Source organism: Salinarimonas sp. NSM (assembly GCF_052380005.1).
In the GTDB taxonomy this organism is placed as follows: domain Bacteria; phylum Pseudomonadota; class Alphaproteobacteria; order Rhizobiales; family Beijerinckiaceae; genus Salinarimonas.
This window is the reverse complement of sequence record NZ_JBQTCJ010000005.1, coordinates 1-20,267: the sequence shown is the minus strand read 5'-3', so window position 1 is coordinate 20,267 and position 20,267 is coordinate 1. Positions and strand designations below refer to the sequence as shown.

Sequence of the window (20,267 nt, the reverse complement as noted above, 5' to 3'; positions counted from 1 at the left end):
CCTCAGCCTCGGTCCGAAGCGGCCGGATCGGCCGTCGCGAAGCCGTCGCTCCCGGCGTTCTCCGGCTGGAGGGTTCGCGCGTACGCCCTGAGCTTCTCCGCGGCATCGATCGTCACGATGAGCGTGATCACGTCACGGATCTCGAGCGGGATGCGGCCCCCGCTCTCCTCCTCCTCGAGAAGGCGGCAGATGCCGTTTCTCTGGAACTCGCGGGCGATCTCGATCGTCGCTCCGCGCGTGCGCGGCCGCAGGACGCCCTGCGCCCTCTCCTCGATCAGGGACCAGACGTCCTCGACCGTCGTGCGGCAGCGCCCGCCCGCGTCGAGCGCGAAGCTCTCGATCGCCTGCTGGAAGACGATGCGCAGCGCCAGCAGGAACAGCGCATGGTCGCGCTTCAACGGGCGCGCCGGGGCCTCGGCTCGGTTCTTGATCCCCACGACTCGCGTCCGCTCATCGAGAACGAGCTCGTATCCGAGCGCATGGAACAGGTTCTCGAAGTAGCGACGGTGTGCGCGCACGAGCTCGAAGCGCCGCGGGTTGCCGTGATCGTCGGCGACGAGGAACTGCCTCTCCAGGAGCGCGCGCGCGACCTGGCGCAGGTCGCGCTCGAGCGCCTCGCTGTCGTCCTCGCTTCGATCGAGGATCGCCTCGAGCTCATTCAGAGCCATGACGCGGGCGCTCCCTGGCGATTCGGAAGTCGCCGAAATCCATCCAATCGTTTCCCGTGGTGGTGTCGAGCGCCTCGATGGTGAAGCCTTTGGGCATGCGATCGGGCCATTTGCGCAGGATCTGCAGCGCGGAGAAGAGCACGAAGTCCTCCAGGCCGTCCACGATCATCTCGCCCGCTCGAGCCTCGCCCGCCTCGCCGAGAGCGCGTGCGGCGAAGTTCCCGATGCGCTCGTGCGTGATCGCGACGCGGTTGTCGAAGGCCCGCTTCAGGCGCTCGAACTCCTGCCAGACGGGGTCGGGAGGAACGGGGCGCGAGCGACGGGTCGCGATCGGCTCGCGCCGACGGTCCGGCTCGGGGAGGACGGTGTCATCGAGGCAGGTCGTGTTGTCGACGAGCCCCATCGTCGTCGGCACGTCGTCGTCACCATCGAGGTCGCCGAGCGGAGCGCAGGCCGACAGGGCGCCGAGGAAGGCGTCGACCTTGCCGGCGTCGAGAAGATCCATGTAGCGCACGGTGTTCTTGAAGCGTTGCTCGACGCGCGACCGCGAGGCGTCGAGCCGCCAGCGGAAGCGCTCGATGGCCGCGAATGCGTGCTCGATGTCCGCGATGTGGCGATTGAGGGTGGCTTCGGCTTCCGCGCGATCGGCCGCGATACCGGTCGCGACGTAGCCGTCGCAGAGGCGCATGAACAGGGACGTGTCGGCGACGATGTCACGGGCGAGGCCCAACGCCCGGTGTCGATGAAGGAACGGGTTGCTGCCGCCGACGGTGATGGTCTTGTAATCGCGAATGACGATGCGGTCGACGAAATCGTCGAAGAAGCGGGTGACGACGCCGGAGAGCGACGCCTCCGTCAGAATTTCCTGCTCGATCGCCTTCAGCGATCCGATGACCCCACGCATGTGTCGAGAGAACTGCTTGGCACGCTTGGCGGCCTCCTGGACGCCGATGCTCTTGGACTCGGGGTCGCCGACCGCGTCCTCCAGGCCGTTGACGACTGTGCTGATGGCGCCGCCGATCGTTTCGTCGGAGGGCTGATGCAGCTGGCACAGCCGATCGAGCAGCCGTGAGACGCGCTCGTCCATACCGACGAAGATCGTCCAAGCCTCACGGATCTCCTGAAGCCAGCCCGTCTCACACAGCTCGACGTAGACGTCTCGCGGCGTCAGGCCGAAGTCCTCCCGGTCGAGCTCCGGGTTGCCGCGCAGGTAGCCGGCGATCGCCTCCTCGATCTCGACGACGACGTCTTCCTTCGTCGGCTGATCGGGATAGTCGATCGAGAATAGTCCCGCATTCAGGCGCGAGAGGATCTGCGCGTAAGCGGCTCGATACTTGTTGGAGAGCGGCCTGAAAATGTCGACCGGCAGGGCTTGGAAGAGCAGCATTCCGACCACCGACGAGGCGAGCGAGAGAGCACTTACGAATAGCTAGGTCGAATCCTGCGCGGGCGCAATCGCAAGCGGTGCCGGGGTCGATCGCTGCCGCCGCCGCCCCACGAGTCCAGCGGCGGGTCCGCCGACGGGGGCGTCCGGCGAAGCCTTCTGCGAACGTGCGCGCCCCTCGCCCGGCCATGCCTCCCGTGCGATGATGCCCCTAGACCCGAACCGGGAGGTCCTACCATGCCCGAGCCGTCCCCGCTCGAGCTCGTCCGGCGGGTGCCGCACCCCGCGCTCGCGGGCGTGGTCGCCTCGCTCGCGGGCTACCGCGAGCACGCGCCGGGGCTGCGGGTCCAGCACGAGAGCGCCACGCTCGTCGTGCCGCTGATCGTCTCGTTCGGCCGTCCCTTCCGCATCGCCTTCGGCCGCACGCCGACGCGGGCGGATGCGCAGCCGAGCTTCCTGGCGGGCCTCCACGCCGGACCCGTCGAGATCCGCTCCGACGGCGGCGCGGAGTGCCTGCAGATCGACTTCACGCCACTGGGTGCGCACCGCTTCCTCGGCGGCCTCGCCGGCGAGGTCGCCTCGCGCATGGTCGATATCGAGGACGCGCTCGGCCACGCGGGGCGGGACCTGCGGCGGCGCCTGGGCGAGGCGGCGACGTGGGAGGCGCGCTTCGACCTCGCGGAGGCGTTCCTGCTCGCGCGCGCGCTCCCGGCGGCGCGGCCGGAGATCGCGCATCTGTGCGCGGCCATCGCCCGGGCCGGCGGCGCGGTCTCGATCGCGGGGATCGCGGCGGACATCGGCATCTCGCGCAAGCATCTCGCGACGCTGAGCACCCGGCACCTCGGCGTCGGCCCGAAGACCCTGGCGCGGATGGTCCGCTTCCGGCGCGCCTGCGTCGTCGCCGCGTCCGGGCACGCGACCTGGGCCGACGTCGCCGCGACCTGCGGCTTCGCCGATCAGGCCCATCTCGTGCGCGAGTTCCGCGCACTGTCGGGCGCGACGCCGACGCACTGGCTCGGCCGGATCGGCCGCGGTGCCGAGGCCCTGCGCGCCGGAGAGGCGCCCGAGACCAGGTGACAAAGCGTCAAGACCCACCCGCTCGCGGGCCGTAGCGTGCGGGCCTCTCACGATGGAGGACCCGATGAGCACGCCGCACACCGCACCCTGCCTCTTCCCCACGCTGCGCTGCACCGATGCCGAGGCGATGATCGCCTGGCTCGTCGCGGCGCTCGGCTTTCGCGAACGCGTCGTCTACCGCGAGGGAGACGACGCCGCCGGCCCGGTCGTCCATGCCGAGCTCGTGCTCGGTCCCTCGATCCTGATGCTCGGCCAGGAGCGCGACGACGCCTACGGCGCCGAGGTGGGACCGCGCGGGGGCCGCCGCACCGACGCGCTCTACCTCGCGGTCGCGGACATCGACGCCGCGTTCGCGCGGGCGAAGGCCGCGGGCGCGACCATCACCGCCGAGGTGCGCGACACCCCCTATGGCACGCGCGACTTCGCCTTCCGCGATCCCGAGGGCAATCTCTGGAGCATCGGCACCTACTGGCCGACGGCGGACGGCGCGCCGCTGTAGGTTCATGTTGCCGTAGGGCTGCGCAGGCCGGCACTCGGCCTCACGCCGCCGGCGGGCCCAGCGCCGCCGCCCCCAGCCGGCGGCGCACCGCCCAGCGCCTGAGCGGCGAGAGCCGGTCGACGAACAGGCGACCGTCGAGGTGGTCGATCTCGTGCTGCAGGCTCACCGCCGCCATCCCGGCGAGGTCGCGCTCGAAGGAGCGCCCCTGCGCGTCCTGCGCCGACACCCGCACCCGCGTGTCGCGCCACACGCTCGCGACGACACCGGGCAGCGAGAGGCAGCTCTCCTGCACGAAGCCCCAGGCCCGCCCGCGCGCGACGAGGCGCGGGTTGACGAAGGCCTCCGGTGCGGTGCCGTCGCCGTGCGGGTCGATCACGGCGATGCGGCGCGCGTCCCCGATCTGTGGTGCGCTGAGTCCGACCGCCCGGTGGGCGCACATCGTCTCGAGCAGGTCCGCGACCGCCGCCGCCACCGTCTCGTCGAAGCGCGCGACCGGGGCCGCGACGGCGCGCAGCGCCGGGTCGGGCGCCTCTAGGATCGGGCGCAGGCTCATGGCACGGGCCGCGCGCGGGCGGAGGCGGGCTCGCCCGGCTCGAGGCGCTCCCGCGCCTCTCCCGCCTCCATCGCCCGCCCGGCGGCGCGCCGCGCGAGCGGCAGCGCCGCGGCGATGGTGACGACGAGGAGCAGGATCTCGAGCGCGTAGACCGTGACGTAGCCCGCCGCCGCACCGCCGAAGGGGGCCGCCGTCTCCAGGGTGCCCGTCGCGAGCGTCACCACGTCGCGGATGACGCCCGCGAGCGCCAGCGCGACGCCCGCCGCGGTGGCCTGCACGGCGCCCCAGGCGCCGAGCGCGAGGCCCGCCTGGCCGGGCGGCGCGAGGCTCATCGTGGCGGTTAGCGTCGCGTGCCCTAACAGCGCCGCGCCGAAGCCGATGAGGACGTTGCCGGCGAGGAACGTGGCGGCGAAGCCGGTGGGGGCCGCGACGATGACGAGACCGAAGGCCGGCACGCCGATCGCCGCGGCGACGAGGGTGAGGCGGTACGGATCGCCGCCGCGGCCGAGTACCCGGGAGGCGACGGCGAAGCCGGCGAGGCCGCCGAGCGCCAGGAGCGCGGTGAGCTTCGTCGTGGCCGCGACGCTCCAGTCGAGCACTTGGCCGCCGAAGGGCTCGAGCAGCACGTCGGCCATCCCGAAGGCCATCGTGCCGACGCCGACCACCACGAGCCGGCGCATGGCCCGCCCGCCGGCGCGGAACCGCGCCCAGCTCTCGGCGAAGCTCGGATCGGGGGCGCGCGCGCGGCCACGCTGCGCGTCCCGCGGCTCCTGCTTCCAGAAGGCGATGCCGTTCAGCACGATACAGGCGACGGCCGCGCCCTGGATCACCTGCACGAGGCGGCCCGGCGTGAAGTCCTCGAGCGCCGCGCCGAAGACGAGGGCGCTCGCGATCATGCCCATCAGCAGCGTGACGTACATGAGCCCCACCACCCGCGGATGGGATTCCGGCGGGGTCAGGTCGGTGGCGAGCGCGAGGCCCGCGGTCTGGAGGACGTGCGCGCCCGCGCCGACCAGCAGGAAGGCGAGCGCGGCGGCGCCGAGCCCGAGCCAGGCCGGGGCGTCCGCCGCGTGCCCGGCGCCGGCGAGGACGAGGAGCGCGAAGGGCATGATGGCGTAGCCGCCGAACTGGAGCTGCGTCGCCTTCCAGACGAAGGGCGTGCGCCGCCAGCCGAGCGCGCAGCGATGCGTGTCGGAGCGGTGGCCGATCAGCGCGCGGAAAGGAGCGGCGACGACCGGCAGCGCCACCATCACGGCGACCACGCTCGCTGCGACGCCGAGCTCGACGATCATCACGCGGTTGAGCGTGCCGACGAGGAGGACGAGCGTCATCCCCACGGAGACCTGGAACAGCGACAGCCGCAGGAGGCGTGCGAGGGGGAGATCCGGCGTCGCGACGTCGGCGAAGGGCAGCCAGCGCGGGCCGAGACCCGACCATACGGACACCAATCGACTCCGCAGGGAGATCATCTGCGTCCTCGCGGGGTGACGAGCGCGCGCCTTCGGGGCGCGGCTACTGCTTCCTGGTGAGCACCGGCAGCCCGAGGAGGGAGGACAGTGGTGCGGCCGAACGCGTGAGCAGCGGCATGCCGAAGCTCGTCTCCCACGCGCGCTTGGGCGTGCTCAGCGTCGACAGGCCGAACGACGACGACAGCGGCGCGGCGCCGCCGGCCAGGAGCGGCAGGCCGAAGCTCGTGCTCTTGCGCTCCGCCGGCTTGCCCGACAGCGTCGCCATGCCCAGCGCACGCGAGAGCGGCGCGCGATTTCCCGAGAGAACGCGGATCCCGAGGAAATCGGAGAACGACCACTTCGGAATCAGCTCCGTGCGCGAGCGCGTGCGCGTGAGCACCGGGATGCCGAAGCCCGTGGAGAAGGGGGCCGGGTTGCGCGGGGGCGGCGCCTCCGGTGCCGGCTCGCAGCCGTCCGCGTCGCGCACGATCGCCTCTGCCGCCGCGCCCTCGCCGAAGGGGGCCTTGACGCTCACCACGACCGCGCCGGCCTCGAGCAGGCCGACATAGGCCCGCGAGAGCGCGCCCGGCAGGTACCCGTCCGCGACGGCGGCGCGCACGGCGGCGGCGTCGAGCGCCGATGCCGAGATCGCGGGTGCCGCGATGGGCGCCTCGGCGATAGCGCTTTCGCCCACACTCTCTCCCACGCCCTCACCGCCGGCGGCGACGCGCGGCTGCGGGCGGATCACCCGGCGCTCCTCGAAGCCGGCCTGCGCGAGGGCGGCGTCCACGGCGTCGGCCGCGGGCTCGGAGCGGAAGATGCCGATGACCTGTGTGGACCCCGAATCCATGTGCGCTCTCCCGTTCCCGCCGGGTCCGGGCCGCATCGCGCGGCCCGCCGAAACCGGCATGCGATCACTCGCGCGATCACTCATGCGAATCACGTCGCGCGCGCGAGCGCGCGCTGCCTCCGTCGATCACGCACCGCCCGTCGATCGAGGGCGGGCGGGCCTCGCGCCGGAGGGCCGCAGGGGGCGGGTGCGTGCGCCCGCCCCTCCGCGAAGGCGGCCCGGGGGATCGGCCGTCCGTGTCAGCCGCCCCAGTAGGCGGCGAACCAGGTGGTGTTGTCGAGGATCGCGAAGTGGACCACGAACGCGATGAGGGCCACGCTTCCGAGGAAGAGCGGCAGCCCCACGGTCGGGCTCACGACGCACCAGATACGACCTTGATTCATGACGTTCTCCTCATCCGCCCCAGGGCGTGAACACGAAGGCGAGGATGTGGGCGATCAGCGCGATCACGAAGAACACCCGCGCGCCGTCGATGACGTGCTTGTGGAGCTCCTCGGATTCACGAATGGTCAGCCCGGTGGGCCAGATGCGATCCGGATCATCGATATCCAGCGTCTGCTTTTCGCTGTGCATGCGCACGCTCCTTTCGGAATCGCCTGCGGGAATGAGCCCGGTCAGGCACTCGCATCCTATGGCCGAGCTCTTGCAGTGTCAATGTTTTGTTACAGCTATTACTGTAAGGTTGAGTTGACACTCAGGAAGCAGAAGCATCGCCGCGCGACGTCGCGCGCGCGGAGAAAAACAATACGTGGCAAAGATTTGTGCGGCATGCCCAGGCGGCGGCCCGCCCCCTCGGCATTCCGCTTTTCGGGTCCGTGTCGTTACGGACACCCCGCCGGGGCAGGCGAGCGGCGGCTGCCGCGTCCGCGACGCTCGTCCCACCGCGTGGCCGCGCGGCCCGCCTGCGCGAAGGATACCCCGGTCGGAGGTTTCGGCGTCAGATGCAGCGCCCGCCGTCGACCTCCATGCAGACGCCCGTCAGGAACGCCGCCTCGTCCGAGCACAGGAACAGCGCCGCGTTGGCGATGTCGGCGGGCTGCGAGAGGCGGCCCATGGGGATGGTCGCGCGGAACTGGTCGCGACGCGCCTCGGTGTCCTCGCCGAGGAAGGTGGCGAGCATGCCCGTCTCGCCGGCGACGGGGTTGATGGCGACGACCCGGATCCTCTCCGGGGCGAGTTCCACCGCCATGGCGCGGGTGAGCGTGATCGCGGCCCCCTTCGAGCCGTTGTACCAGACGAGGCCCGGGCGCGGGCGCACGCCCGCCGTCGAGGCGATGTTGAGGATCACCCCGCCCCCGCCCTGCTCCCGGAAGACCGGGATCGCCGCGTGCGCGCCGTGGAAGATCGCCTTGACGTTGACGGCGTAGATCCGGTCGAAGGTCTCCTCGTCGACCTCGAGCATCGGCCTGTTGCGATGCGCGAAGCCGGCGTTGTTGACGAGGATGTCGAGCCGCCCGAAGGCGCTCCTCGCCTCGTCGACCATGGCCTGCACGTCGGCGGCCTTCGTCACGTCCGCCTTGACGAAGCGCGCGGCCTCGCCGATCTCGGCGGCGACCCGGCGCCCGCCCTCCTCGGCGATGTCGCCGACGATCACCTTCGCGCCCTCGCGCGCGAACAGCTTCGCCATCCCCTCGCCGAACCCGGAGCCCGCCCCGGTGATGACGGCGACCTTGCCTGCCAGACGCATGGTGTTGTCCTTCCCGCTGTTGAACGTAGTTCCGCGCCGTCGATGGCAGCCGCCGACGGTCTCCCCTCCCCCTGGTGGGGAGGGGTCGGGGGTGGGGGGCGTGCAGAACGATCTCGACGCTCATGCCGCACGACATCCGCAGAGACCTGCATCGACCCCGTGATCGGCCCTGAACGCCCCACACCCCCAGCCCCTCTCCGCGAGGGAGAGGGGAGCATTTCTCACTCGTACTTCACCGCCACGGTCTTCAGCTGGGCGAAGCCGTAGAGGGCCTCGAAGCCCTTCTCGCGGCCGTGGCCCGACTTGCCGACGCCGCCGAAGGGCAGCTCGACGCCGCCGCCGGCGCCGTAATTGTTGACGAAGACCTGGCCCGCGCGCAGGCGCTTGGCCATGCGCAGCTGGCGCCCGCCGTCGCGGGTCCAGACGCCGGCGACGAGGCCGTAGTCGGTGCCGTTTGCGATGCGAACCGCCTCCTCCTCGCCCTCGAAGGGGACGAGCGAGAGGACCGGGCCGAAGATCTCGTCGCGGGCGAGCTCGGCGTCCGGGTCGACGGGCCCGAACAGCGCGGGCGCGACGTAGAAGCCACCGTCCGGCGCGTCGTCCAGCACGCGGCCCCGCGCCAGCACCTTCGCGCCGCCGGCCTCGGCGCGCGCGATGAAGCCCTTCACGCGATCGCGCTGCCGGGCGTTGACGATGGGGCCGACGTCGGGATCGTCGAGCGCGGGCCCGACGGTGAGCGCCGAGAAGCGCTCGACCAGCGCCGAGACCACCGTGTCCCAGATCGGCCGCTCGATGAGGATGCGCGACCCGGCCGAGCAGGTCTGGCCGGCGTTCTGCACCGAGGCGCGCACCAGGAAGGGCAGAGCCGCCTCGAGATCGGCGTCGGCGAAGACGAGCTGGGGCGACTTGCCGCCGAGCTCCAGGGTGACGGGCACGACGTTGCGCGCCGCCATCTCCTGGATCTTCTGGCCGACCAGCACGGAGCCGGTGAAGGAGACGTGCGCCACGTCGGGATGCGAGGCGAGCGGTGCGCCCGCCTCCTCGCCGTAGCCGGTGACGATGTTGAGCGCGCCGTCGGGCAGGCCGGCCTCGAGCGCGATCTTGCCGATCATCAGCGCGGTGAGGGAGGCGTCCTCGCCGGGCTTGACGACGCAGGCGTTGCCCATGGCGAGCGCCGCGCCCACAGAGCGCCCGATGATCTGCATCGGGTAGTTCCACGGCACGATGTGCCCGGTGACGCCGTGCGGCTCGTACCAGGTCATCACCTGGTAGCCGGCCTGGTAGGGTATGGTGTCGCCATGGACCTTGTCGGCGGCGCCGCCGTAGAACTCGAAATAGCGCGCGCAGGCGAGCGCGTCGGCCTTGGCCTGAGCGTGCGGCTTGCCGACGTCGCGCGCCTCCAGGATCGCGAGGTCGGTGGCCCGGTCGAGGATGCCCTGGGCGATTCGCGTGAGGATGCGCCCGCGCTCGGTCGCCGTCATGCGGCCCCAGGGCCCGTCGAGCGCCACCTTGGCCGCCCTGACGGCGGCCTCGACGTCGGCCGCGCGGCCGCGGGCGAGCTCGCCGAGCGGCTCGCCGGTCGAGGGATCGATGACGGGGATGCGCTCGCCCGCGGCGGCATCCTGAAAGACGCCGCCGATGAGCAGCTTGGGCGCGGGAACGGTCATGGTCGCTCTCAATAGGCGAGGTTACGGAAGAACAGCGTCAGCTCGGGGACGTAGGTGATGATCATCAGGCACGTCACCACCACGAGGACGAAGGGTACGAGATGGCGGATGATCCGCTCCAGGGGAACTTGCGCCACCTGGCATGCGGCGAAGAGATTGACCCCGAAGGGCGGCGTGATCATCCCGAGCGCCAGGTTGACGACCATGATCAGCCCGAAGTGAACCGGGTCGACGCCGAAGGCGATCGCGACCGGCGCGAGGATCGGCGCGAGCACGATGATCGCCGCCGAGGTCTCGATGAACATGCCCACCAGGAACAGGAAGACGTTCACCGCGAGGAGGAACATCGCCGGGTCGGACACCACGCTCGTGATCCAGGCGGAGATCGCCGCCGGCACGCCGGCGCGGGTGATCAGGAAAGAGAACAGCCCCGCCGCCGCGATGATGAACATGATGATCGTCGACGAGATCACCGAGCGGCGCAGCACGCCGACGAGGTCGCGCAAGGAGATCGCCCGGTAGACGAGCGTCCCGACGAGGAGCGCGTAGACGACGGCGACGACGGAGGCCTCGGTCGGCGTGAATACGCCCTGGTAGATGCCGCCGATGATGATCACCGGCATCGCGAGCGCCCACGCGGCCTGGCGCGTCGCCGCCAGCAGCGGCAGGCGCCCGATGTGGTCCTCCTTGCCCCAGCCGTTGATGCGGCAGGCGACGAGGACGTAGAGGATCAGCGCCGCGCCGATGAGCAGCCCCGGCCCGATGCCGCCGACGAACAGCTCCCCGATCGAGACCTCGGCGGCGACGCCGTAGAGGATGAGCGGGATCGAGGGCGGGATGATCACGCCGAGCTCGGCCGAGGTCGCCTGCAGGCTCGCGCCGAAGGTCTTCGGGTAGCCGTGCTTGACCATGGCCGGGATGATGATCGCGCCGATGGCGAAGGTCGTCGCCACCGATGAGCCGGACACCGAGGCGAAGATCATGCAGGTGAGCACGCACGACGCGGCGAGGCCGCCCTGCACGCCGCCCACCAGCGCCTTGGCGAACTCGACGAGGCGGCGCGAGATGCCCCCCGCCTCCATCAGGTTGCCGGCGAGGATGAAGAACGGGATCGCCATCAGCGGAAACGAATCGATCGTCGTCATCAGCTTCTGCGCGACGAGGACGAGCGGCAACGGCGTGAAGAAGGCGATGCCGCCGATCGAGGCGGCCAGGATGGCGATGGCGATCGGGGCGCCGAGCGCGATGAAGAAGACCATGCCGGCGAGCATGAAGGTCGACATGGCGGGTCAGATCTCCTGGCGCTTCAGCTGCGCGGCCGTCTCCGCGTCGTCGACGGGCGCGCGCCTGCGCACGCGGTCGATCTCCTCGGCGAGCCGGGCGACGACGGCGACGATCGAGAGCGCGGCGCCCACGGGAATGGCGGTGTAGACGAGCGCGATCGAGATGCCGCCGCCGCCGAAGGGGTTGTCCACCCCCGCCAGCGTCTGGAAGCGCACCCGCTCCGCCATCGACCAGCCGTGCCAGAACATCACCGCGAGGACGCCGAGGTTGAGGCCGGCGACGGCGCAGATCACGACGAGTTCGAGCCGGCGGGGGGCGAGGCGCTGGAGCATGTCCACCGCCATCAGCGAGCCCGTGCGGAAGGCCGCGACGAGGCCGATGTAGACCATCCAGATCTGCAGGGAGCGCGAGGTCACCTCCGACCAGGTCGAAGGCTGCTCGAACACGAAGCGGGTGATCACCTGGTAGAACGACACGCCCGCCATCGCGACGAGCAGCACCATCGCCAGCGTGAGCGCGACGTGGAAGACGGTGCGGTCGACGAGCTTGAGGAGGGCGAGCATGGTGGTCGTATCCGGATGTCATCCCGGGCGCCGACGGCGACCCGGGACCCAGAGCCTCCGACGATCGACTTGCGGCGTTCACGCCGCTTCGCACGACCGTCGACTATCTGCCGCGGTGCGATGCGCGCGCCATGCGCGCGCAAGCCGACCGTGGCGGTTATGGGTCCCGGACTTGCTTCGCAATCCGGGATGACAGGTGGGGCGAGCGGCCCGTAGCGGTCTTCGAGCCGCTCACCCTCGGTCCCGGCCCCTCTCCCAATCGGGAGAGGGGCGCGACATCACATCCCCACATTGCGGATGGCGTCGATCTTGTCCTGTCCGAAGCGCTGGGCGAACTCGGCGAAGGCCGGCTGGAGGGCCGCCTCGAAGGCGGCGCGGTCCGGGTCCTCGACGACCTGCATGCCCTGCTCCTTGAGCATGGCGACGCCGTTGTCCGCGTCCTCGCGCACCTTCACGCGCATGGCGGCGGCGCCGGCGGCGGCGGCCTCCTCGAACCAGCCCTTCTCCTCGTCGGTGAGGCCCTCCCAGACGACCGGCGAGAGGATGATCAGCGCCGGCGAGTAGACGTGCTGGGTCAGCGTGAGGTGGTCCTGCACCTGCGAGAAGTTCGCCGACAGGATCACGCCGATCGGGTTCTCCTGGCCGTCGACGGTGCCCTGCTGGAGCGCGGTGAACAGCTCGGGGAACGCCATCGGCGTCGGCAGCACGCCGAGCTCCTGGAAGGCGCGCATGTGCACCTGGTTCTCCATGGTGCGCACCTTGAGGCCCTGCGTGTCCTCCGGCGTGCGGATCGGGCGCACGTTGTTCGTCAGGTTACGGAAGCCGTTCTCGCCCCAGGCGAGCCCGATGAGCCCATGGTTGGGGAACTGGTCGAGGATCTCCTGGCCGATCGGCCCGTCGAGCACCGCGTGCGCGTGGTCGTAGTCGCGGAACAGGAAGGGAATGTCGGTGATGAGCGTGTCGGGCACGAAGTTGCCGACCGGGCCCGTCGAGGTGATGACGATGTCGACGGTGCCGATCTGGGCACCTTCGACCATCTCGCGCTCGCCGCCGAGCGCGTTGGCGGGGAACTGCTCGATGGTGAACTTGCCGCCGGAGAGCTCCGCGAGCGACTCGGCCATCGCCGTGGCGCCGACGCCGTAGTGCGAGGTCGGGGCGAGCGAGTAGCCGAGCTTGAGCGCCTGCTGCGCCTGGGCGCCGCCGATGCCGAGCGCGAGCAGCGCCGCGCCGCCGATCGCGGCCTTCAGGGTCGTGTGGAACATGGGGTCTTCGTCCTCCCGTTCGTTTCTCGTTTCGTTACGCGAGCGCACCCGGCGCCCGCGGTTTCCCGCACCCGCACGCGTCAGCGCAGCGCCTCCAGCGCGCGGGCGAAGAAATCCTCTCCTCCGAAATTGCCGCTCTTGAGCGCGAGCGCGAGCGCCCCCGCCGGCGCGCCGAGCGCGAGCGTCGCCGGCACGCCCGGCGCGATCTCGTCGCCGATGCGCAGGGCCTTGATCTGGAGCGCCTCGACGACCGCGCCGGACGTCTCCCCGCCGGCGACCACGAGCCGGCGCAGGCCCAGCGCGACGAGATGCTCGGCGATGCGCGCCATCAGGCTCTCCAGCGCCGCGCCGGCGATCCGCGCGCCGAAGCGCGCCTGGACCGCGGCGACGGCGTCCGGATCCGCGCTCGTGGCGATGGCGGCCGGGCCGGAAGGCAGCGTCTCGCGGGCGAAGGCGAGCGCATCGGCGAGCGCGCGCTCGGGGTCGGCGACGGCTGCTTCGGCGTCGATGCGCAGCACGGGCATCAGCGCCTGCGCGGCGTCGAGCTGCGCACGCGTCGCCGCCGAGGTGGAGCCGGCGAGCACGACGGCGGGGCCGCCGACCTCCGGCAGCGCGGCGGACGCGCTCTCCCGGGCACGGCCGGACGCGATCAGCGCCCGCGCGAGCCCGTGGCCGAGGCCGGACGCGCCGGTGGACACCGGGTGGGCGAGCGCGGCCTCGCCGAGCGGGATCAGGTCGGCGTCGCAGATCGCGTCGACGATCGCAGCCCCCCTCCCCTCGCCCGCGAGCGTCTCGAGCCGCCGGGCGATGGCGTCGGTGCCGGCGCGCACGTCCGCATGCGCGACGAGCCCGACCGGCGCGGGGCACTGGCGGGCGAGCACGCGCACGAGGTCGCAGTCGCGCATCGGGTTGAGCGGGTGGTCCTTCAGCGGGCTCTCGGAGAGGAGCCTGTCGCCGACGAAGAGATGGCCCTGGTAGACCGTGCGACCCGTGCCCGGGAAAGCCGGGCAGACCGGGACGATGGCGGCGCCCGCGTCCGCGCGCAGCGCCTCCGTGACGGGGCCGATGTTGCCGGCGTCCGTCGAATCGAAGGTCGAGCAGATCTTGTAGAGGACGTGCCCGGCACCCGCCGCGACGAGCGCATCGCGGGCGGCGCGGGCCTTCGCCACCGCCTCCTCGGCCGGCGTGGAGCGGATCTTGAGGGCGACGACGCGCGCGTCCGTCTCCGGCAGGACGACGTCGGGCCCCGGCACGCCGATGGTCTGGACGACGGAGAGGCCCGCGCGTGCGAGCGTGTTCGCGAGATCGGTCGCGCCGGTGTGATCGTCAGCGATACAACCGAGGGCGAGCCCGCGCGCGGTGGCGCCCGCCTGTGCGTGACCGTCCATCGTCCTCCCCATGGAGCGCGTGAGCGCCCTCTCGTTCGCGGTACGTTAGACAGTCGCGACGGCCGCGGCAACGGGGCAGTTCCCATGCCTTTCGGCGCAGACGGATTGGAAAACGCGCGCTGATCGCGGGGTTTTCGCCGCATCTCGCGCATCGCGCACGTTCGGCGTCGGCATGCGCCGCCGTCAACCACCCGGCGGCGCGTCCGAGCCTTCGGCGTAGTCGACGCCCACGAAGTAGAGACCGTGCGGCGGCGCCAGCGCACCGCAGCGGGTGCGATCGCGGGCGAGGAGCGCGGCCTCGACGTCGGCGACGGACCAGCGGCCGATGCCGGCGAGCACGATGGTGCCGACCATCGAGCGGACCTGGTTGTGCAGGAAGGAGCGCGAGGCGGCGTGCACCCGGACCTCCTCGCCCACCCGCTCGACGGCGAGACGCTCGAGCGTCTTCATCGGGCTGCGCGCCTGGCACTGGCTGGCGCGGAAGGTGGTGAAGTCGTGATGGCCGACGAGCGTGTCCGCCGCGGCCTGCATGACGGCGACGTCGATCCCCTGGCGCACGTGCCAGACGCGGGTGCGGTCGAACGTCGGCGGGGCCATGCGGTTGAGGATACGATACGTGTAGTGCCGCCGCACGGCGGAGAGCCGGGCGTGGAACGCCTCCGTCACCGGCGCGGCCGAGACCACCGCGACGAGATCGTCGCGCATGTGGGCGTTCGCCGCGTCGCGGATCGTGTCGGTGCGGAACGCCCGCTCGAGATCGACGTGGACCACCTGATGCGTGGCGTGGACGCCCGTATCGGTGCGCCCCGCGCAATGGAGCCGCACGGCATGCCCGCAGAAGCCGGCGATGGCGCGCTCGACCACGTCCTGCACCGAGCGGGCGTTCTCCTGGTACTGCCAGCCCGAGTACGGCGTGCCGTCGTATTCGACCACGAGCTTGTAGCGGGGCATCCTCAGCCGCCGCCGAGCCGCGCGCCGGGCTCGAGCCGCGCGCCGCGCAGCCAATCGGCGGCGCTCATCGCGGCCTTGCCCTGGCGCTGTACGGTGACGAGGCGCACCGCGCCCTCGGCGCAGGCTACGACGCCGTCGCCCGTGAGCAGCGTACCCGGCACGCCCTCGCCCACGTCCTCCGCGAGCGTCGTCTGGAGAACCTTTACCCGCTCCGGCCCGCGGCCAAGATCGGCGGTGAAGAAGGCGCCCGGGAAGGGCGAGAGGCCACGCACCTGGTCGTGGACGCGCTTGGCCGGCAGCGTCCAGGCGATCTCGGCGTCGCCGTTGGTGATCTTGGCGGCGTAGGTGACGCCCTCCTCCGGCTGGGGCGTGAAGGCGAGCGAGCCGCGCGAGAGGGCGGCGAGCGCGCGCGCCATCAGGTCCGCGCCGAGCACCGAGAGGCGGTCGTGCAGCTCGCCGGCGGTCGTGTCGGGGCCGATGGCGACCTTCTCGACCATGGCGACGGGCCCGGTGTCGAGCCCGGCCTCCATGCGCATGACCGCGACGCCGGTCTCCGCGTCGCCCGCCATGATCGCCCGCTGGATCGGCGCCGCGCCGCGCCAGCGCGGCAGCAGCGAGGCGTGCAGGTTGAGGCAGCCGATGTCGGGCGCGTCGAGGATCGCCTGGGGCAGGATCATGCCGTAGGCGACGACCACCGCCACGTCCGCCCCGTGCGAGCGGAAGATCTCGGCGGCCTCCTCCGTGCGCAGCGACCGCGGCGTGAACACCGGGATGCCGAAGCCGTCCGCCATCTTGTGGACCGGGGACGGCCGCTCGGCCATGCCCCGGCCGGCCGGCGCGGGCGCGCGGGTGTAGCAGGCGACGACCTCGTGGCCCTGGCCGACGATCTCGGAGAGGGTCGGCACCGCGAAATCGGGCGTGCCCATGAAGACGACGCGCAGGCTCATCGCGTCAGGCCGTCTCGGATTCGCGCTTGGCCGCCTTGGCGAACCTCTTCACCACGCGCTCGCGCTTGAGCCGCGACAGGTAGTCGATGAAGAGCTTGCCGTCGAGATGGTCGACCTCGTGCTGGATGCAGGTGGCGAGCAGCCCGTCCGCCTCGCGCTCGACGACGGCGCCGTCGAGGTCCGTCCAGCGCACGCGGATGCGCGCGGGGCGCTCGACCTCCTCGGTATAGTCCGGGATCGAGAGGCAGCCCTCCTCGTAGAGGCGCGTCTCCTCGGAGCGCCAGAGGATCTCCGGGTTGACCAGGACCTGCGGGTCCGCCTCGTACTTGGGCACCTCCTCCCCGTCCTCGTCGAGCTCGGTCTCGCCCTCGATCTCGCGTCCGAGGTCGACCACGACGAGGCGCTTTGGGATGCCGATCTGGATCGCCGCGAGCCCGATGCCGCGCGCGGCGTACATCGCCTCGAGCATTTCCCGCGCGAGCGCCTTCACGTCCTCGTCGATGGCGGCGACGGGCTCGGAGACGAGGCGCAGGCGCGGATCTGGCAGCTTGACGATCTTGCTCACGGGGCGGGCTCGGACGTGCGGCTTCGCGAAGAAAGCGGGATGAGGTCGAGATAAGCGCCGTGACGGCGCGGGTCAACGGCGCTCCACGCCGTCCACTATGCCGACGACGGGCGAGATCGCGCTTCCTCCCCGAAGGGGAGGAGTCCGCGCGAAGCGAGGGCGGTGGGGCCGTTCGATCGATCAGGCGAGCCGGGCCGCCGCCGTCCCCACCCTCCGGCCTGCGGCCTCCGTCCTCGCCTGCGGGGAGGATGCGAACCCGTCAGCCGCGCTTCGCCTCGATCGCGTCCCAGACGTCGACCGCCACGTCCGGCCCGCCGAGCTTGCGCACGGCGCGTACGCCGGTGGGCGAGGTGACGTTGATCTCGGTGAGCAGCCCGTCGATGACGTCGATGCCCACCAGGATCAGGCCCATGCGCTTCAGGTGCGGCCCGATCGTCTCGCAGATCTCGCGCTCCTTGTCGGTGAGCGAGGTCGCCACCGCCCCGCCCCCGCGCACCATGTTCGAGCGGATGTCGCCCGCCGCCGGCACGCGGTTGATGGCGCCCCGCGCCTCGCCGTCGACGAGGAGGATGCGCTTGTCGCCCTCGGTGATCCGGGGCAGGAACTTCTGGATCACCCACGGCTCGCGGAATGTGACCGAGAACAGGTCGAACAGCGAGCCGAAGTTCGGGTCGTCCGGCGTCAAGCGCACCACCGCCGCGCCGCCGTGGCCGTGGAGCGGCTTCATCACCACCGCGCCGTGCTCGCGACGGAAGTCCTCGATCTCCTCCTTGTCGCGGGAGATGAGGGTCGGCGGCATCAGGTGCGGGAACTCGGTGACGAAGATCTTCTCCGGCGCGTTCCTGACATGGTGGGGGTCGTTGACGACGAGGACCTTCGGGTGCACCCGCTCGAGCAGGTGCGAGGCGGTGATGTAGGCGAGGTCGAAGGGCGGATCCTGGCGCATCAGCACCACGTCGACCGCGTCCTCGAGCGCGATGCGCCGGGGCGCGCCGAGCATGGCGTGCGCGCCCTCGACGTCCTGCACGGCGAGATCCCGCACCCGCGCCACGACGCGCCCGTCGCGCATCGAGAGCCTGTCGGGCGTGAAGTAGACGAGCCCATGCCCGCGCCGCTGCGCCTCGAGCAGGAGGGCGAAGGTGGTGTCGCCCGCGATTCTGATGTGCTCGATGGGGTCCATCTGGACGGCGACGGTGAGGGGCATGGGGTGTCGTCCTCGGGTTCTACGCGGGCGGACCATAGCGGCGGCGCGGGCGGACGGGAAGCGCGCGGCGCGCGCACCCGCCCCGGAACGGACGCGGGCCGCGGATGGTTGAAGCTCCGGGATTGGGCGCGGCGCCCATCCCTGCTATCCTCCCGCTCACAACGCGCGCGGCCGGCGGGGGCGAGGGACGCGCCGAGAACGAGGCGTCACGACCATGCGAAACCTCCTCCTCACCCTGCTCGCCGCGGCGACCCTCGGGCTCGCGGCGCTCGGCGCTGCCGGGCCGGCGGCCGCCGATGGGCGCGGCCCGTACTACGCGAGCCCGAACTACGACGGCGGCCACCCGGGCATCTCCTTCCACGTCGAGGCCTATCGCGGGCCGGTCTACTACGACCGCCGGCGCCACTACGACGGCTACGTCTACGAGCATCGGCCGATCCGCCCGCGCACGGTGTATCGCTACCGCTACCCGCGCGACACGTATCCGCCGGTCTACCGGCACGACCCGGGCGCGGCGGTGGCGGCGGGAATCATCGGGCTCGCGACGGGGGCGATCCTCGGCCAGGCGCTCGCCGCGCCGCCGCCGGTCGTGCGCGCGCCCCGGGTGCGGTACGACGCGGACGCGATCGCCTATTGCGCGCGCAGGTACCGGTCCTTCGACCCCCACTCGTTCACCTTCCTGGGATACGACGGACGCCGGCATTACTGCCGCGCCCCCTGATCGGATCACGCAGATTGACGGGTGCCATCAGCACTCGTCATCGGTCCGGGGTGCTTTTCCGAATTGACGCGGGCGGCCCGGCAGGGTTCGATCGGGACAGCATCACTGACCGATCCCGCACGCACACATGATTCTGGAGGCGGCCTTGGCGACCTTCTCGCGCACCTGGACCTGGTTCGACGGCGACTGGCACGAGGGCAACCCCGGCATCATGGGACCGCGCAGCCACGCCTCTTGGCTGGCCTCGATGGTCTTCGACGGCGCGCGCGTGTTCGAGGGCGTCGCCCCCGATCTCGCGCGCCACGCGGCGCGGGTGAACGAGTCGGCGCGGAAGATCGGCCTCAACCCGACGATGCGCGCCGAGACGATCGTCGGGCTCACCCACGACGGCGTGAAGCGCTTCGACGGGGACGTCGCGCTCTACGTGAAGCCGATGTACTGGGGCCACGGCGAGGGCGCCTCGACGATCCTGCCGGACCCGGACGACATCGGCTTCTGCCTGTGCCTGTTCGAGGCGCCGCTGCCGCCCGCCGGCAAGGGCGCGCGCATCACCAAGAGCCGCTTCCGCCGCCCCTCGCTCGAGACCATGCCCACGGACGCGAAGGCCGGGTGCCTCTACCCCAACAACGCCCGTGCGCTCCGCGAGGCGCTCGACCGCGGCTTCGACAACGCGCTCGTGCTCGACATGCTCGGCAACGTCGCCGAGACCGCGACCTCGAACATCTTCATGGTGCGCGGCGGGGAGGTGCTCACCCCGGTGCCGAACGGCACGTTCCTGAACGGGATCACCCGCCAGCGTGCGATCGACCTTCTCGGACATTCCGGCGCTACCGTGCGCGAATGCGCGCTCACCTACGAGGACTTCCTCGGCGCCGACGAGATCTTCATGTCCGGCAACTATTCCAAGATCACGCCGGTGGTGAGGATCGACGACCGCGAGCTCCAGCCCGGCCCCGTCGCCCGGCGCGCGCGCGAGCTCTACTGGGAGTTCGCCCACGACACGGCGGCCGCCGCCTGAGCTGAGCGGATCGCGCCGCGACGAGCGGCGCCGCTCGCCTTTGTTGCATCGTATTTGGTTGCCCCAGAAGGAACACAGTCTCAATGCCGCGCTTGGTTCGGCATGCGGTTCCTTTCGCGGAGCAACGGACATGCGACGTTCCCTTCACTTCCTGGCGGTCCCTCTCGTGGCGACCGCATTCACGGCTCTCTCACCTCTCCCGGCGCACGCGCAGGAGACGCCGGACCTCTGCATGGGCTATGTGCAAGGCGGCCAGTACGCGAGCTGCCGGCTCGTGACGCGCACCGGCGGCGAGCTACGCTGCCTGTGCCGGGGAGCACCCCTCCTGGATGTGCTCGTGACCGGCTCGATCCGCCGCGGCCCGGCGCAGCAGCCGGACCTCTTCGGCGACGGCTCGACCGACGGCGACCGCTCGGCCGCGCCGGGCTCGATCGCGGGCGGCGCCGCGCCCTCCGGAGGCTCGGCAACGGGCGGCGGTACGAGTGACGGCGGCGGCGGCGGCGGTGGCGGCGGCGGCGGCAACGGCGGCGG

Annotated in this window: 22 protein-coding genes; 5 read left to right on the top strand and 17 right to left on the bottom strand. The window is 71.7% G+C overall.

The genetic code is table 11. The features are described 5' to 3' along the window. Positions 1-2: 2 nt before the first annotated feature. Positions 3-668, bottom strand: coding sequence for a DUF4194 domain-containing protein (locus tag ACTZWW_RS03490; protein ID WP_444779549.1), 666 nt, complete (start codon positions 666-668; stop codon positions 3-5). Continuing rightward, positions 655-2,055, bottom strand: coding sequence for a Wadjet anti-phage system protein JetA family protein (locus ACTZWW_RS03485; protein WP_444779548.1), 1,401 nt, complete (start codon positions 2,053-2,055; stop codon positions 655-657). The genes ACTZWW_RS03490 and ACTZWW_RS03485 overlap by 14 nt, the downstream gene beginning before the upstream one ends. Before the next feature lie 234 nt (positions 2,056-2,289). On the opposite strand from ACTZWW_RS03485, the gene ACTZWW_RS03480 reads away from it, so the two are divergent. Then, on the top strand, positions 2,290-3,129 hold the full coding sequence (locus ACTZWW_RS03480; RefSeq protein ID WP_444779547.1) for a helix-turn-helix domain-containing protein: 840 nt from the start codon (positions 2,290-2,292) through the stop codon (positions 3,127-3,129). Between the two features lie 64 nt (positions 3,130-3,193). Continuing rightward, the gene (locus ACTZWW_RS03475) at positions 3,194-3,628 is read left to right on the top strand and encodes a VOC family protein (RefSeq protein ID WP_444779546.1); all 435 of its coding nucleotides are present in this window, start codon (positions 3,194-3,196) and stop codon (positions 3,626-3,628) included. 40 nt (positions 3,629-3,668) lie between these two features. Here ACTZWW_RS03475 and def (ACTZWW_RS03470) read toward each other — a convergent pair whose 3' ends face one another. The 15 genes from def (ACTZWW_RS03470) to gshB all read right to left on the bottom strand — a co-directional run bounded on the left by def (ACTZWW_RS03470) (position 3,669) and on the right by gshB (position 17,997). Then, a complete protein-coding gene (gene def, locus ACTZWW_RS03470; RefSeq protein ID WP_444779545.1) occupies positions 3,669-4,181 on the bottom strand; it encodes a peptide deformylase in 513 nt (170 codons plus the stop codon). Further along, positions 4,178-5,650, bottom strand: coding sequence for a BCD family MFS transporter (locus ACTZWW_RS03465; protein WP_444779544.1), 1,473 nt, complete (start codon positions 5,648-5,650; stop codon positions 4,178-4,180). Before ACTZWW_RS03465 ends, def (ACTZWW_RS03470) begins: the two co-directional genes overlap by 4 nt. A gap of 43 nt (positions 5,651-5,693) precedes the next feature. Beyond that, positions 5,694-6,479, bottom strand: a complete 786-nt coding sequence (locus ACTZWW_RS03460) for a hypothetical protein (protein ID WP_444779543.1) — start codon at positions 6,477-6,479, stop codon at positions 5,694-5,696. 239 nt (positions 6,480-6,718) lie between these two features. Further along, positions 6,719-6,862, bottom strand: coding sequence for a light-harvesting protein (locus ACTZWW_RS03455; protein ID WP_444779542.1), 144 nt, complete (start codon positions 6,860-6,862; stop codon positions 6,719-6,721). A 10-nt stretch (positions 6,863-6,872) separates the two neighbouring features. Then, positions 6,873-7,052 (bottom strand): light-harvesting antenna LH1, beta subunit, encoded by a 180-nt coding sequence (gene pufB / locus ACTZWW_RS03450; protein ID WP_444779541.1) that lies wholly within the window; start codon positions 7,050-7,052, stop codon positions 6,873-6,875. A gap of 364 nt (positions 7,053-7,416) precedes the next feature. Beyond that, positions 7,417-8,166 (bottom strand): SDR family oxidoreductase, encoded by a 750-nt coding sequence (locus ACTZWW_RS03445; protein WP_444779540.1) that lies wholly within the window; start codon positions 8,164-8,166, stop codon positions 7,417-7,419. A gap of 221 nt (positions 8,167-8,387) precedes the next feature. Continuing rightward, positions 8,388-9,833 (bottom strand): aldehyde dehydrogenase family protein, encoded by a 1,446-nt coding sequence (locus ACTZWW_RS03440; RefSeq protein ID WP_444779539.1) that lies wholly within the window; start codon positions 9,831-9,833, stop codon positions 8,388-8,390. A gap of 8 nt (positions 9,834-9,841) precedes the next feature. Then, positions 9,842-11,116 (bottom strand): TRAP transporter large permease, encoded by a 1,275-nt coding sequence (locus ACTZWW_RS03435; protein ID WP_444779538.1) that lies wholly within the window; start codon positions 11,114-11,116, stop codon positions 9,842-9,844. Positions 11,117-11,122: 6 nt separating this feature from the next. Beyond that, entirely contained in the window at positions 11,123-11,680 is a 558-nt protein-coding gene (locus ACTZWW_RS03430; protein WP_444779537.1) for a TRAP transporter small permease, read from the bottom strand. Positions 11,681-11,958: 278 nt separating this feature from the next. Beyond that, on the bottom strand, positions 11,959-12,942 hold the full coding sequence (locus tag ACTZWW_RS03425; protein WP_444779536.1) for a TRAP transporter substrate-binding protein: 984 nt from the start codon (positions 12,940-12,942) through the stop codon (positions 11,959-11,961). Between the two features lie 80 nt (positions 12,943-13,022). Next, the gene (gene otnK / locus ACTZWW_RS03420; RefSeq protein WP_444779535.1) at positions 13,023-14,330 is read right to left on the bottom strand and encodes a 3-oxo-tetronate kinase; all 1,308 of its coding nucleotides are present in this window, start codon (positions 14,328-14,330) and stop codon (positions 13,023-13,025) included. Positions 14,331-14,513: 183 nt separating this feature from the next. Beyond that, the gene (truA, locus tag ACTZWW_RS03415; protein WP_444779534.1) at positions 14,514-15,281 is read right to left on the bottom strand and encodes a tRNA pseudouridine(38-40) synthase TruA; all 768 of its coding nucleotides are present in this window, start codon (positions 15,279-15,281) and stop codon (positions 14,514-14,516) included. A gap of 2 nt (positions 15,282-15,283) precedes the next feature. Continuing rightward, on the bottom strand, positions 15,284-16,228 hold the full coding sequence (gene fmt / locus ACTZWW_RS03410; RefSeq protein WP_444779533.1) for a methionyl-tRNA formyltransferase: 945 nt from the start codon (positions 16,226-16,228) through the stop codon (positions 15,284-15,286). A 4-nt stretch (positions 16,229-16,232) separates the two neighbouring features. Continuing rightward, positions 16,233-16,793, bottom strand: coding sequence for a peptide deformylase (gene def / locus ACTZWW_RS03405; RefSeq protein WP_444779532.1), 561 nt, complete (start codon positions 16,791-16,793; stop codon positions 16,233-16,235). A 259-nt stretch (positions 16,794-17,052) separates the two neighbouring features. Further along, positions 17,053-17,997, bottom strand: a complete 945-nt coding sequence (gene gshB, locus ACTZWW_RS03400; protein ID WP_444779531.1) for a glutathione synthase — start codon at positions 17,995-17,997, stop codon at positions 17,053-17,055. Between the two features lie 214 nt (positions 17,998-18,211). On the opposite strand from gshB, the gene ACTZWW_RS03395 reads away from it, so the two are divergent. From ACTZWW_RS03395 to ACTZWW_RS03385, 3 genes are all read left to right on the top strand, one after another. Then, positions 18,212-18,718, top strand: a complete 507-nt coding sequence (locus ACTZWW_RS03395) for a BA14K family protein (RefSeq protein ID WP_444779530.1) — start codon at positions 18,212-18,214, stop codon at positions 18,716-18,718. Between the two features lie 145 nt (positions 18,719-18,863). After that, positions 18,864-19,736, top strand: coding sequence for a branched-chain amino acid aminotransferase (locus ACTZWW_RS03390; RefSeq protein WP_444779529.1), 873 nt, complete (start codon positions 18,864-18,866; stop codon positions 19,734-19,736). Positions 19,737-19,866: 130 nt separating this feature from the next. Beyond that, on the top strand, positions 19,867-20,267 hold a 401-nt coding region (locus tag ACTZWW_RS03385), incomplete at its 3' end, for a hypothetical protein (RefSeq protein WP_444779528.1).

Bases quoted from the DNA above. Each gene is read 5' to 3' on its own strand.
- ACTZWW_RS03475 (WP_444779546.1), top strand. From the start codon at position 3,194: ATGAGCACGCCGCACACCGCACCCTGCCTCTTCCCCACGCTGCGCTGC.
- ACTZWW_RS03480 (WP_444779547.1), top strand. From the start codon at position 2,290: ATGCCCGAGCCGTCCCCGCTCGAGCTCGTCCGGCGGGTGCCGCACCCC.
- ACTZWW_RS03440 (WP_444779539.1), bottom strand. From the start codon at position 9,833: ATGACCGTTCCCGCGCCCAAGCTGCTCATCGGCGGCGTCTTTCAGGAT.
- ACTZWW_RS03465 (WP_444779544.1), bottom strand. From the start codon at position 5,650: ATGATCTCCCTGCGGAGTCGATTGGTGTCCGTATGGTCGGGTCTCGGC.
- truA (WP_444779534.1), bottom strand. From the start codon at position 15,281: ATGCCCCGCTACAAGCTCGTGGTCGAATACGACGGCACGCCGTACTCG.
- ACTZWW_RS03455 (WP_444779542.1), bottom strand. From the start codon at position 6,862: ATGAATCAAGGTCGTATCTGGTGCGTCGTGAGCCCGACCGTGGGGCTG.
- otnK (WP_444779535.1), bottom strand. From the start codon at position 14,330: ATGGACGGTCACGCACAGGCGGGCGCCACCGCGCGCGGGCTCGCCCTC.
- pufB (WP_444779541.1), bottom strand. From the start codon at position 7,052: ATGCACAGCGAAAAGCAGACGCTGGATATCGATGATCCGGATCGCATC.
- ACTZWW_RS03485 (WP_444779548.1), bottom strand. From the start codon at position 2,055: ATGCTGCTCTTCCAAGCCCTGCCGGTCGACATTTTCAGGCCGCTCTCC.
- gshB (WP_444779531.1), bottom strand. From the start codon at position 17,997: ATGCCCCTCACCGTCGCCGTCCAGATGGACCCCATCGAGCACATCAGA.
- ACTZWW_RS03445 (WP_444779540.1), bottom strand. From the start codon at position 8,166: ATGCGTCTGGCAGGCAAGGTCGCCGTCATCACCGGGGCGGGCTCCGGG.
- ACTZWW_RS03490 (WP_444779549.1), bottom strand. From the start codon at position 668: ATGGCTCTGAATGAGCTCGAGGCGATCCTCGATCGAAGCGAGGACGAC.
- def (WP_444779545.1), bottom strand. From the start codon at position 4,181: ATGAGCCTGCGCCCGATCCTAGAGGCGCCCGACCCGGCGCTGCGCGCC.
- fmt (WP_444779533.1), bottom strand. From the start codon at position 16,228: ATGAGCCTGCGCGTCGTCTTCATGGGCACGCCCGATTTCGCGGTGCCG.
- ACTZWW_RS03430 (WP_444779537.1), bottom strand. From the start codon at position 11,680: ATGCTCGCCCTCCTCAAGCTCGTCGACCGCACCGTCTTCCACGTCGCG.
- ACTZWW_RS03460 (WP_444779543.1), bottom strand. From the start codon at position 6,479: ATGGATTCGGGGTCCACACAGGTCATCGGCATCTTCCGCTCCGAGCCC.
- ACTZWW_RS03395 (WP_444779530.1), top strand. From the start codon at position 18,212: ATGCGAAACCTCCTCCTCACCCTGCTCGCCGCGGCGACCCTCGGGCTC.
- ACTZWW_RS03435 (WP_444779538.1), bottom strand. From the start codon at position 11,116: ATGTCGACCTTCATGCTCGCCGGCATGGTCTTCTTCATCGCGCTCGGC.
- ACTZWW_RS03425 (WP_444779536.1), bottom strand. From the start codon at position 12,942: ATGTTCCACACGACCCTGAAGGCCGCGATCGGCGGCGCGGCGCTGCTC.